This window comes from Streptococcus sp. 9.1 (assembly GCF_016648815.1).
GTDB lineage: Bacteria > Bacillota > Bacilli > Lactobacillales > Streptococcaceae > Streptococcus > Streptococcus salivarius_E.
The window spans coordinates 62,277-74,399 of sequence record NZ_JACLQS010000004.1 but is presented as its reverse complement, the minus strand read 5'-3'; the positions used below and the strand labels follow the sequence as shown (position 1 = coordinate 74,399).

11 protein-coding genes are annotated in these 12,123 nt (G+C 39.6%); 4 read left to right on the top strand and 7 right to left on the bottom strand.

The features are described from left to right. Window positions 1-231: 231 nt before the first annotated feature. The 4 genes from H7T93_RS04690 to H7T93_RS04670 form a co-directional block, all read right to left on the bottom strand. Window positions 232-1,188, bottom strand: a complete 957-nt coding sequence (locus H7T93_RS04690) for a dihydroorotate dehydrogenase (protein ID WP_175057606.1) — start codon at window positions 1,186-1,188, stop codon at window positions 232-234. 9 nt (window positions 1,189-1,197) lie between these two features. Then, complete coding sequence (locus H7T93_RS04685; protein ID WP_229103919.1) at window positions 1,198-1,971, bottom strand: dihydroorotate dehydrogenase electron transfer subunit; 774 nt, start codon at window positions 1,969-1,971, stop codon at window positions 1,198-1,200. A gap of 339 nt (window positions 1,972-2,310) precedes the next feature. Then, a complete protein-coding gene (locus H7T93_RS04675) occupies window positions 2,311-2,859 on the bottom strand; it encodes a DJ-1 family glyoxalase III (protein ID WP_037603244.1) in 549 nt (182 codons plus the stop codon). 133 nt (window positions 2,860-2,992) lie between these two features. Continuing rightward, on the bottom strand, window positions 2,993-3,793 hold the full coding sequence (locus H7T93_RS04670) for a TraX family protein (protein ID WP_002891001.1): 801 nt from the start codon (window positions 3,791-3,793) through the stop codon (window positions 2,993-2,995). A gap of 517 nt (window positions 3,794-4,310) precedes the next feature. On the opposite strand from H7T93_RS04670, the gene H7T93_RS04665 reads away from it, so the two are divergent. Next, window positions 4,311-5,969 (top strand): NFACT family protein, encoded by a 1,659-nt coding sequence (locus H7T93_RS04665; RefSeq protein ID WP_002891002.1) that lies wholly within the window; start codon window positions 4,311-4,313, stop codon window positions 5,967-5,969. A gap of 103 nt (window positions 5,970-6,072) precedes the next feature. Here the strand turns inward: H7T93_RS04665 and H7T93_RS09975 are convergent, their stop codons facing one another. Beyond that, on the bottom strand, window positions 6,073-6,531 hold the full coding sequence (locus tag H7T93_RS09975) for a hypothetical protein (RefSeq protein WP_227039225.1): 459 nt from the start codon (window positions 6,529-6,531) through the stop codon (window positions 6,073-6,075). A 14-nt stretch (window positions 6,532-6,545) separates the two neighbouring features. Continuing rightward, on the bottom strand, window positions 6,546-7,466 hold the full coding sequence (locus H7T93_RS04655) for a hypothetical protein (RefSeq protein WP_201041636.1): 921 nt from the start codon (window positions 7,464-7,466) through the stop codon (window positions 6,546-6,548). A 94-nt stretch (window positions 7,467-7,560) separates the two neighbouring features. Here H7T93_RS04655 and H7T93_RS04650 point away from each other — a divergent pair, with 94 nt between their 5' ends. The 3 genes from H7T93_RS04650 (at window position 7,561) to H7T93_RS04640 (ending at window position 10,991) form a co-directional block, all read left to right on the top strand. Further along, entirely contained in the window at window positions 7,561-7,782 is a 222-nt protein-coding gene (locus H7T93_RS04650; RefSeq protein ID WP_227039223.1) for a helix-turn-helix domain-containing protein, read from the top strand. Between the two features lie 273 nt (window positions 7,783-8,055). Next, window positions 8,056-9,600, top strand: a complete 1,545-nt coding sequence (locus tag H7T93_RS04645; RefSeq protein WP_201041634.1) for a hypothetical protein — start codon at window positions 8,056-8,058, stop codon at window positions 9,598-9,600. Window positions 9,601-9,650: 50 nt separating this feature from the next. Beyond that, window positions 9,651-10,991 carry an MATE family efflux transporter gene (locus H7T93_RS04640; protein ID WP_201041633.1) on the top strand — a complete coding sequence of 447 codons (1,341 nt, stop codon included), beginning with the start codon at window positions 9,651-9,653 and terminating at the stop codon, window positions 10,989-10,991. Window positions 10,992-11,035: 44 nt separating this feature from the next. Here H7T93_RS04640 and H7T93_RS04635 read toward each other — a convergent pair whose 3' ends face one another. Next, complete coding sequence (locus H7T93_RS04635; protein WP_038676071.1) at window positions 11,036-12,004, bottom strand: ABC transporter substrate-binding protein; 969 nt, start codon at window positions 12,002-12,004, stop codon at window positions 11,036-11,038. Window positions 12,005-12,123: the final 119 nt, after the last annotated feature.

Sequence of the window (12,123 nt, the reverse complement as noted above, 5' to 3'; positions counted from 1 at the left end):
TTATATCCTTTCACACAAAAAACCTCCGCCAGTCAGCGAAGGTTGCACGAAAACAGGGCAGACCCTACCCTTTAGTGATGCCGTAGCATCTCAGTACACCTTTCTCGCCTCTCTGGACTCGATTAAAGGTTCAGTTCAATTTGTTCCATTATAGCGCTTTTATATGGGAATGTCAAAGGGGGATGAAAGTAATTATACCTTTGTTAAATTCCTTAAAGAAGCTATTCTTATTCATTTCCCCAACAAGTCTGTTCGAACTTCTTTGCGTAAGTCTTCGAGTGTTGTGATACCGCACTTGTCCATAACTTCAGGGAGGCGGTCGATGATTTTAGGGCAGGCATATGGATCTGCGAAGTTGGCTGTTCCGACACCGATGGCTGAGGCACCAGCGATGAACATTTCGATGGCCGCTTCGGCACTGTCGACGCCACCCATACCGATAATTGGGAGGTCTGATGCTAGAGCAACTTGACGGATGAGTTTAAGGGCTACTGGGAAGACAGCTGGCCCTGACATACCACCTTGACCATTGGCAATGATAGGTTTGCGAGTAGCCAAGTCATAGCGTGTACCAACCAAGGTATTAATCATGGTAAAGCCTGTCGCACCGGCATCTTCGACTGCCTTGGCGACACTTGTGATATCAGTCACGCTCGGTGTCAGTTTGACATAGACGGGCACATCAGAGTGAGAGACACTGGCTTTTACTGCCGCGTAGGCAAGCTCTGGGACTTGTCCGATGAGAAGGCCGTTATTGCCATGGTCCACGTTTGGACAGGAGATATTGAGCTCGATAGCCTTGACGTTACTGGCTTTGGAAATCTTGTGAGAGACTTCCGCATATTCTTCGTTTGAAAATCCAGCCACATTGGCAATGATTGGCAGATCAGGATAATGCTCCTGCAACCAAGGGAGTTTTTCAGACAAGACAGCATCAACACCAGGGTTTTGCAAGCCAATGGCATTAAGCATGCCTGATGGCGTCTCAGCCACACGGGGTGTTGGATTACCAAAACGAGGGTTGGCAGTCGTTGCCTTAATCATGATAGAACCTAGTTTGTCCAAATTATAATACTTGGTATACTCTTGCCCAAAACCAAAGCAACCTGAGGCTGGAATAATAGGATTTTTCAAGTCAAGCCCTGGAAGGCTGATAGCTAATCGATTTTCTGATTTAGTCTCTGACATAGTAACCTCCTAGACGATGACTTTTCCGGTAGGGAAGACTGGTCCTTCCTCGCAAACACGAAGATTTTTGGCGTCAGATTCTCCTTTAACGTGAACCACACAGGCATAACAAGCACCCATACCACAAGCCATGCGAGCTTCCATAGAAACATAGGCATGAGGATGATTTTCAAACTTGCTATCGACATATTTAAGCATGCCTGGAGCTCCGCAACTGTAGACGGCATCTGGAGTCCAGGAGAAACCATCAATAACCGTTGAAACGTAACCCTTGATACCGTATGAACCGTCATCGGTCGTCACATAAACATCACCACAAGCTCTGAGCTTGTCCTCCAAGATGACGGCATCCTTATTGGCAAAACCAATCACTGATACAACTTCCACTCCCTTAGCCTTCAACTGCTTAGCCGTCTCAACCAAAGGTGGCACACCAATACCTCCACCAACTAGGAGGGCTTTCTGCCCAGCCTCAATAACGGAAATATCAAAACCATTTCCCTGAGGGCCCATGGTATCAATGGTTTGACCAGCTACCATCTTAGACAGAATGGCTGTCCCCTCACGCTCCACACGATAGACAATGGTTGCCTCTTTCTTGTCGTAGTCAATCTCTGAAATGGAAATCGGACGACGAAGGAGCTTGCTTGGATCTGGTACCTTGAGATGAACGAACTGTCCAACCTGCATATCCGCAACCATCTCTCCCTTAAGCACCATCTCGAAAATACGAGGTGCAATCTCACGCTGACTCACAATGGTTAAATCTTCAACTAAAATCATGACAACCCTTTCTAAACTGCAAAATGTCATCAAAAAAACCTCGCCACATGGCAAGGTCGCACAAAAAATTACAGGAGAACCCTGTTTTTTCACCTGTCCGACCTTTCAAGCCTCTCTGGACTCATTTAAAGGTTATTTTGTGATTATTATAACCGTTTTCAAGACGGATGTCAAAGGAGAAAAGAAAAAACCAAAGCTTATAAACTTAAGCTAAGGTCTCTCCAGCCTATAACTAGGCCCTCTGTTTGATACTTTCTCAATCATCTCATAGAGTAACATAAATTGTCAACATTCTTAACAATAGGTGTTAGAATTCTTGAACAAGAGTCTTAAATAAGATTATTTAAACAATCTGTCGTAAACCATAGTATGAGCCAACTGCTGACCATCGCCACCCAACAAATCAACCAAGGCGTAAGCAAAGGCTAATGCAGTTCCGGCACCACGGCTAGTGACAATATTGCCATCAACAACCACCAAGTCAGTTTGATGCTCGCCAGAAGCAATTTGTTCCTCAACACCTGGGAAACATGTGAATTTGCGACCTTCAAGAAGACCAGCACGTTCGAGAACAATTGGTGCCGCACAAATGGCAGCAACATATTTTCCAGCTTTTGCAGCCTCTTGAAGAGAGGCAATCAAAGTTTCGTTGTCGCGTAGATTAGTTGAGCCAGGCATACCTCCAGGAAGGACCACCAAGTCATAATCCGCAAAATTACCATCAAATACACCATCCATAGCAACTTGAATCCCATGTGAGCCAGTTACTGACGCACTTTCAAGTCCAAGCATGTTACAGTCAAACCCTGCTCGGCGGAAAACATCCACTGGGCTCAAGGCTTCGATTTCTTCAAATCCTTCCGCAAATACTACTGCTACTTTTGTCATGATATACCTCCAATTTGCTTATCACAAGATTCTATTACGCCTTAAATTATAGCAGTTTTAGAAGCAGGAAACAAACCATAAAAATGGCTCTTGAGCACGAAAAAAAGACAGTACAAGGACTGTCTTTGTCATCTTATCTAAACAAACTTGCTAGGATCCACAAGAGATAAATATGGGCTGGGTAGAAAATATAGAAGAAATTCTTGTTACCACTACCACGCTCACCATTATAGAAATACATAGGAATCGCAGCAAAAACCATCATCCACTGAACTCCTGTCGGATCAAAGAGATGGGCAATCACTGAAATAACAGCTAAGACAATGATTTGAGCCATGCGATTGGTACGGAAAATATAGAATAACAACCCCAAAATAACCATGACAAAGCCACCCTCAACCATGATAATACTTGGCACAAGTGACAAGATAAAGGCTACAATCTGCACAACGATTGGGTTTGCATGTGGCGTTTCAAATATGCCTGAAAGGATTACAACCGGAATAGATGAAAGAATCGGCAGGAGAAAGACACCAATCCCTTGAATCAACTCCTTGTTCGATTTATCGCGAAGCCCCTTAGCCAACAAATCCCAAGAGCAAATAAAAATCCCAGTGATAAAGAAGGTTGAAAAGGCATTGTTGGTTAAACCGATACTACCATTATGAAAAATACTACCAATGATGGCGTTGCCAATGATCATAAACCAACTCATGTAAAGCAGACGCCTGAGAAAAGCCATACGATCATGAGTGTAGTGAAAACTATCAGCAGCAAGAAAGAGGAAAATTGGGAAAGACAGACGTCCCAACATCGTCAACCATATAGGTGCCCCCATACTCCCGAACATCTGATAGATTTGGTCCAAAAACATAAGTACAACAGCTAGGTATTTCAAATTAGTCGCATTGCATATCTTTTTAATATCGTTCATTTAATGCTCCTTTAATTTTCAGCATATTAAATGATACCACAAGTCAGATATAAATTCAAAGGTATTCAGGATAATCTAAGCCATAACTTTTAACTATTTTAGCGGAACAATTTTTGTAATAAAGAATGGTTCATAATAATACCAAACTCAATTTCGACTACCCATCCCAAGCATTTTTACTCTCTTTGTGCTATAATAGTTAGGCAATATTTACGTTCATAACGTATGCAAATTATTTAAAAATAACTAACAAAGTTCATAAACTCTTCAAGTTTTTGAAATAACTTTTTTGCGAGCAGAGCGAGCAATTAACTGAGACTTTCCGCTGTGTTAAAAGCGCCTGAAACCTTCTAGTTTCAGGCGCTCGGAATTTTTGAGACGTTAGGTAGGCTCAAAAATTAGTCATGGAACTTTGTAAAAGTTCGCTGACGTCCGCCAACACCTAAGGAAAGTCTCACAGAAAATTTTATTTTTAAAATAAAACAATTATTATCAATAACAAGAAAGGAAGTACATCATGTCTTTTGACGGCTTTTTTCTTCATCATATGACGGCTGAGTTGCGTGAGCAGGTTCTCTACGGGCGTATTCAGAAGGTTAATCAGCCTTTTGAGCGTGAGTTGGTCCTGACTATTCGTAACAATCGTCAGAATTACAAGCTTCTGCTTTCGGCTCATCCTGTTTTTGGGCGTATTCAGACGACCAAGGCTGACTTGCCAAATCCACAGAATCCAAACACCTATACCATGATTATGCGGAAATACCTTCAAGGAGCGGTTATCGAGGATATCCAACAGTTGGAAAATGACCGTGTCCTTGAGATTTCTGTATCAAACAAAAACGAAATCGGTGACAGCGTCAAGGTTACTCTAGTTATGGAAATCATGGGGAAACACTCCAATATTATCCTGATTGACAAGAACGAAAGCAAAATCATTGAGTCTATCAAGCATGTTGGTTTCTCACAAAATAGTTACCGTACTATTCTGCCTGGATCTACCTATATTGCTCCTCCTAAGACAGACGCTAAGAATCCTTTTGATATTCCAGACGAAAAACTCTTTGAAATTCTACAAACAGAGGATTTGTCAGCTAGAAACCTTCAAAAACTTTTCCAAGGTTTGGGGCGTGACACGGCCAATGAATTATCAACCTTACTTGAGACTGATAAACTCAAGAATTTCCGTGCCTTCTTCAATCGTGAAGTAGAGCCAAACTTAACGGCTAAGGCATTTTCAGCTGTAAGATTCTCAGATAGTCAGGACCAACCTGAGTTTGAAACCCTGTCAGCCCTATTGGATTACTACTACTTGGACAAGGCGGCGCGTGACCGTGTGGCTCAACAAGCTAGTGATTTGATCCACCGAGTGCAAAATGAACTGGAAAAAAACAAGAAGAAACTTGTTAAACAGGAAAAAGAGCTTGCTGCGACTGAAAATGCTGAGGAGTTCCGTCAAAAAGGTGAGCTTTTGACCACCTACCTCAGCATGGTTCCAAATGACAAGGATAGTGTCGAGCTAGACAACTACTACACTGGTGAAAAGATTACCATTCCACTAAATGTAGCTCTAACGCCTAACCAAAATGCTCAGCGTTACTTCAAGAAATACCAGAAACTCAAGGAGGCTGTTAAGCACTTGACTGGTTTGATTGAGGAAACCAAGCAGACTATTGATTATTTGGAGAGTGTGGAATTCAGTCTTTCTCAAGCCAACATGGATGAAATCGAAGATATTCGTGAGGAGCTTGTTCAGGCTGGCTTTATGAAGCGTCGTTCAACTGACAAACGTCACAAACGCAAGAAACCTGAACAATATCTGGCTTCTGATGGTAAGACCATTATCATGGTTGGTCGTAACAACCTGCAAAATGAGGAGTTAACCTTCAAGATGGCTAAAAAGGGTGAGCTCTGGTTCCACGCCAAGGATATTCCAGGGAGTCACGTAGTTATCAAGGACAATCTTAACCCAACTGACGAGGTCAAGACCGATGCGGCTGAATTGGCAGCCTACTATTCTAAGGCTCGTCTATCAAACTTGGTTCAAGTGGATATGATTGATGTTAAGAAACTCAACAAACCAACGGCAGGTAAGCCTGGATTTGTAACTTATACGGGACAAAAGACCTTACGTGTCACACCAACTGAAGAAAAAATCGATAGCATGCGGATGAAGTAAATTTATCATTCTAACAAACCACTGGTTAATGCTAGTTTAACTGTAATGAAAAAAGGAACTTAGTAGGTTCCTTTTTTCATTACATTAGTAATTTATTTTATATTCAATACATATTCTTGTGATAATCTTGAATATTTTTTGTAAACTTAAAATTTTTGTAAAATCCAATCACACTACCTATTGTAAAACACAGAAAAATAAATGAAATCACCCATATTATTGAGTCTGAAGAAGCATCATTAGTTAATGGAATAGTAATTAAATACACAAGAAGTGCTATTGGTAAAAATGATGAAGTAACAGAAGCATTTTTGATACGTTTGTTGTCTTCAATACTGTTAATATCTACAAACCAGCCTATAGGAAGAAAACGCATCCAATATTTAAACTTTTGAGCTTCAGACTGGCTAACTTTTTCTGCGAACAAGTTTGTTATAACTTTATAATAAGGTAATGCTACTAAGTATGTAAGTTTTACAAAGAGTACAGAAAAGACGGTTAATAGACTTATAATCAACATTATATAACTAAAATCTTCATTGAATCTTGAATTTTTTGACATTTTCTTTCCTCATTCTATTTTTTAGATAAAATATTTGCGAACGTATTTATTGTTGTCATCTTATTATTATATGCCATCTGACGCTGCATCTCCTCAAAATGGTTATTCATCATGTATGCTTGCTTGTCTTGTTCATAGATATTTTGTGCTTCCGCTAAATTACAAGCACGACCTTGATCAATTAAGCTAACAATATAAATCAAAGCATTAGCATCTACATCAGCGCCACTTCTATGTCGAGCAGATACAAATGGAATGTTAGATTGCATTTGTAAGAAATAATCTCTAATTCTTAGTGCTTCTTCACATTTTTTTACCACTTCTTCTACTTTCGGCTTATTATCATTTCGACGCTTAAATGCAATATATACAGGGAACCAAAGCAGAGGTAGAGCCAAACAACATAACAAAAATTCGAAAGGTTTACTTAGGAAACCGAGTATTGATTGAGAAAGTGATCCTAAATCGTTAAAACGGTCAATAACAAAAAGTGTTCCAATTACTCTAAATATCCAACCAGCAACACTTAATTTTATAGCCCTTAAATCATCCTCTACTTGTTTGAGAAACCAAAAATAATTCATCACATCTTCGGCCCTAACTGCCCAAACCGCTGCATCAAAAGCAAGTATCCTACTTTTCCTAGGATCCGTATTTTCATTTGAAACAACATTTATGACACTATTGTATGGAACATATTTTTCCACATAAGCAAAGGTTTTGGAACCACCACCTTCACCATTAGATACCATATATGTTTGAAACTCCCCATCTTCTGTAACCGGTGTCCAAACTTTACTTACAATTTTTCCATAAAGATATGCTTCCCAACTAGTCACATCTTCGAAATTGGGTGAATGAAACTTTTTGGGGACAAATTCTAATGCATACTTTAACTCTGATTTTGCTTGTTCTATTTTTTCATAATCTGTCATTTTAAATCTCCTTTTCAGGTATTTTAACATATTGTGGATATAATCACAATATGAAGAGTTTAAATATTTACTTATAATCTAATAAAAGGAGTTGATGACGATTATAAGTTATGATCCACTTTGGAATACAATGAAAATTAAACAAATTTCGCAATATAAATTATTGAAATCTGGTATTGATAATAAGACACTAGATAGTCTAAAAAAAGATAAGAATATAACTCTATTGACTCTCGAAAAACTCTGTAGAATTTTAGATTGTAGTCCAAATGAAATCGTCAAATTTATCGATGAAACTCCAAATAATCACCATTAAAAAGTTTGGTTCAAAGTCACCCCAGTAAGTTAGAAAGAAAAAGTCTAACTTACTGGGGTGTTTTACTATTACCTATTTGATCTTTATAGACTAATTTTTATAAATATATAGATAGTTTTTCTACTCATTATTTCAATAAACTAAATTATTATATTATGCCCTTCATTCTTAACTTTACAGCTAAAAATAGTCTTCCTCAAGTTTTCATTACATTTTTCCGACGACTGTGCTAAACTATAAGGGTAATTACCAATATTAAAGGAGACTTTCAGTATGAAGGCTCTTATGTCATATACGAGTTCTGTTTTAGAATGGTTAGGGCGCTCTGTGGGGCTCTTAGTCTTCGGGCTATTATTTGTGACTGCTTTGCTCATTCGCACGACCATGATGACTGGATACTTTGAGTGGGCAGAGATTAGTAGCGTTCCTTGGTATGTTTATGTTTCAGGTGGTGTCATTCTGCTTTTGACACTTTTCTGGCGCAAAATCTTAAAGGAACTGACAACAAAGCAGATTTTCATCTTTTTTTCCGTTTGCTTTATGGTTTTTGGCCTACTTTTGATTTTTCTGACTAGTTTTGCTGGTCGAGACGATGCAGGTACTGTCTTTAAAGGGGCGGTCCAGTTTAATGCTGGCAACTTCTCCTTAATTAAACCAGGAGCCTACTTCTACCGCTATCCTCATCAGTTAGGATTGCTTAGTTTTGAACGCTTGGTTCTCTATCTGATTCCTTTGCCGGTCATCTCGGTTTTCTATGTATTGAATCTTGGCATGGTCATTGGTATGAACTATGCGACATGGAAAATCACGGATGAACTGTTTACGAAACCGTTAGTCAGTCGTTTGGCTGTCATCATGAGCTTTGGTTTTTTACCTCTAGTTTTCAACATTATGTTTGCTTACGGGCTCATGTATGGCTTGTTCTTCTCCAGTTTTGCTATTCTGTTTTTCTTACGCTATTTGAGGCATGGTAAGGTTAGAAACGCTATAGTTTCGGTGATTATGCTAACCTTGGCTTACTGGGTAAGAAACAATAATATTATTCTCATTGTTGCATTATCTGGTATTTTGATACTAATGACTCTCAGAGAGAAACGTTACCGCTATTTACTTTTGGTTTTGGCTTTCTTTGCCTTTCCGATTACCTTGCATAAAGCGACAACCAGTTACTATGAGATTACCACTCATCAAAAAATTCCTGGAACACCTCAGATTGCTTGGTTGGCCATGGGCTTACAGGACAAACCCGATTCTAAACGAATGCCAGGATGGTATACCGGCTATGTCCGTGACATTTATGCTAAGAAAAAGGGCAATATCGAAAAGATTGAAAAAAGCGCCAATCATCTTTTTGATAAGCGTGTTCAATACCTCCTAGCACATCCCGATGAGGCTAGTTGGTTTTTCAGAATCAAGTTTATCAGTTCCTGGACAGAGGGAAGCTTCCAGTCCATCTGGAACGGCCCAAGTAAAGACAAGTTTCAGCCTTTGTGGAATAGGTTTGCGACCTCTATCTATCACGATGGGACCCTGCATCTCTTTTTTGTGACCTATATGCAAGGCTATCTCCTGGTCCTATATCTTGGTGGTGCGTTCTACTATGCTTTCACTTATAAACGAATGGGAGATGGAGCAACACTGGGCCTCTATGCCTTCCTCTATCTTTTCGGTGGCATCCTCTTCCACCTCATATCAGAGACTAAGAGCCAGTACACCCTACCTTATATTTACTTACAAATTCCAATGATTGCGGCGGGTTACAATCATATGACACAAATACTTAGCCGCTATCTAAAAAATATGCAAAAGTCATCCTAGGATGGCTTTTTAACATTGTTTCACAATTACAATCTTGCTATAATAAGTCTATGAAAAATGCGTCAGTTGATCTTTTACGAGGCCCAATTCTGAGGTCTCTTTTAATCTTTGTCTTGCCTATCTTAGTGTCCAATATTTTCCAGCAACTCTACAATACTGCTGATGTCATGATTGTGGGTCGTTTTCTAGGTCCAGATGCCTTGGCTGCTGTAGGAGCTTCTTCTGCTATTTTTGATTTGGTTATCGGCTTTGCTCTTGGCGTTGGAAATGGTATGGGCGTTGTTATTGCACGTTATTATGGTGCCAAAGACTTTAGGAAACTTCGTCAGTCTGTGGCGGCCACCGTTGTGATTGGTTTAGGCTTAAGTGCCTTGGTTATGATTCTAGGGCATTTTGGTCTCTATCCTTTGCTTAGATTTTTAGGAACGCCTTCTTCTATTATTGGGCAGTCCTACCAGTATATTTCTATGATTGTGTCTTGTGTTGGGGTAAGCTTAGGATATAATCTTTGCGCCGGGCTTTTAAGGGCTGTTGGGGATAGTCTTACCGCCCTCTATTTTCTGATTTTTTCAGCTCTAGTCAATATCGTTTTAGACCTTTTCTTTATTACACAACTTCATCTTGGTGTTCAATCAGCAGGCTTAGCGACAATTATCTCACAGGGACTTTCAGCTATCCTCTGTCTTTACTATATTAAGAAAAAAGTGACCTTCCTTCTACCAAGCAAGTCAGACTTTGTTCTTGATTCAAGCCTTTATTTAGACCTTTTTGGACAAGGGATGGCCATGGGACTTATGAATTCCATTGTTTCTATTGGTACAGTGACTTTGCAGTATGCCATTAACGGTTTTGGCCCTCTTATCATCAGTGCTCAGGTTGCGGCAAGACGCATTATGTCCTTCGCAGTTCTCCCTTTGACCTCACTTGCTGCTGGGGTGACCACCTTTACCTCTCAGAATTTCGGGGCCAAACAGTTTAAACGCATAGTAGCTGGCTTAAAACAATCAAGTCTTGTTTCTATCACCTGGTCTGTCATTGCTTGTGCCCTTCTCTATATAGCAAGTCCCTTCTTGGCTGGTCTTATCTCTGGTTCTGATAATGCTGTGATTATTGACAATGCCAGTCGCTACCTCCGTATCAGTTCTCTCTTTTATCCTATTTTGGGGATGCTCTTTATTTTCAGAAATAGTCTCCAAGGCCTAGGTAAAAAACTCACACCTTTAACCTCTAGTTTCATTGAGCTTTTTGGAAAAATTCTCTTTGTTCTTTTGGTTATTCCTTCTATGGGCTACCTTGGCGTTATCCTATGCGAGCCCTTGATTTGGATTCCCATGACCATTCAGCTCTATTTTGCCTTGAGGAAACATATTAAACGTTTGTTTGTCAGTTAAACTTTTTTGAACATAGAAAAACGACCGTCATGGTCGTTTTTAGTTTAATTTAATCCCCATTCATCAGAAATCTGTTTCATAATAGCTTCTTGGGAGACAATCCCAAAGCCCAGCATGTAGGTTGAGTAGTCAGCATAGATGACCTTGTTATTTTGAACAGCCTTAAGGCTAGTCCAGACAGGGGTATTTTTAAGTTTGTTATCTAGGAGTTCTTGAGAATCCGCTTGAACAATCAGGAGGTCCGGATTAATGTCTTTTAATTTATCTGGATCGATAACTTGGAACATATCATCTGGATTGAAGGTTTCCGCTCGATTGAAATGATAAGTATCATAGAGATAACCAAAATGCCCGTAAGCATAATAACGGATGTCATTGTCAGTCACGCGCAGATACATGAGTTTCTGGTTGCCAAACTTGGCTTTGACATTCTCTGCGAAAACGGCCTCCCTAGCATCCAATCTATCGAGGTCCTTCTTCATCTCATCACGTTTATCAAAGATTTCTGCCACCTTGAGAGAGGTTTCATGATAGTCCCAATTTTCATCGGTGTTGATTTGGTAACCAACAGTCGGTGCAATTTCAGACAGCTCCTCGTAGAGGTCTTCCTGCTCGCCTGTCATAAGGATTAAATCAGGTTTTAACTCAGCAATCTTATCCAAATCTGGATTACCCTGCCAACCAACTGAAACCACTTTAGCATCCTTGTATTGTTTCTTAAAGAGGGTTGAAAATTCTTGACTATCAGCTTGACCAGTTGTCGCTCCTACTGGAGTAATATCCAGAGGATCTAAGATTTCGCCATAGAGGTTGTCGAGGATAACGATATGTTTTGGAGCTTTTTTCAACTCTGTCGTACCAAAATCATGGACAATCGTTTTCTCCTTAAAAGTCTGACTTGCTTTATTTGACTCTGCATTATGTCTAGACGTCATGTCTGGCAAGTAATACAGTAAAAGACCAGAAATGATGGCCAGAATAGCTAATAAATAAAGAAGATTTATTTTTTTCATGGCAACTCCTCGGTAAAATCGGATTAAATCGTTACTTTAAAGTTATCTTAAAACTTCTTTAATGTCAATCACTTACTGATTTGTTCAAGCCTATATTTTTGATTCTTTTGTTTTAACCA

Excerpts from the sequence above, each read along its gene's own strand:
- H7T93_RS04645 (WP_201041634.1), top strand. The coding sequence starts at position 8,056 with ATGAAGGCTCTTATGTCATATACGAGTTCTGTTTTAGAATGGTTAGGG.
- H7T93_RS04685 (WP_229103919.1), bottom strand. The coding sequence starts at position 1,971 with ATGATTTTAGTTGAAGATTTAACCATTGTGAGTCAGCGTGAGATTGCA.
- H7T93_RS04655 (WP_201041636.1), bottom strand. The coding sequence starts at position 7,466 with ATGACAGATTATGAAAAAATAGAACAAGCAAAATCAGAGTTAAAGTAT.
- H7T93_RS04635 (WP_038676071.1), bottom strand. The coding sequence starts at position 12,004 with ATGAAAAAAATAAATCTTCTTTATTTATTAGCTATTCTGGCCATCATT.
- H7T93_RS09975 (WP_227039225.1), bottom strand. The coding sequence starts at position 6,531 with ATGTCAAAAAATTCAAGATTCAATGAAGATTTTAGTTATATAATGTTG.
- H7T93_RS04670 (WP_002891001.1), bottom strand. The coding sequence starts at position 3,793 with ATGAACGATATTAAAAAGATATGCAATGCGACTAATTTGAAATACCTA.
- H7T93_RS04650 (WP_227039223.1), top strand. The coding sequence starts at position 7,561 with ATGACGATTATAAGTTATGATCCACTTTGGAATACAATGAAAATTAAA.
- H7T93_RS04675 (WP_037603244.1), bottom strand. The coding sequence starts at position 2,859 with ATGACAAAAGTAGCAGTAGTATTTGCGGAAGGATTTGAAGAAATCGAA.
- H7T93_RS04640 (WP_201041633.1), top strand. The coding sequence starts at position 9,651 with ATGAAAAATGCGTCAGTTGATCTTTTACGAGGCCCAATTCTGAGGTCT.
- H7T93_RS04665 (WP_002891002.1), top strand. The coding sequence starts at position 4,311 with ATGTCTTTTGACGGCTTTTTTCTTCATCATATGACGGCTGAGTTGCGT.
- H7T93_RS04690 (WP_175057606.1), bottom strand. The coding sequence starts at position 1,188 with ATGTCAGAGACTAAATCAGAAAATCGATTAGCTATCAGCCTTCCAGGG.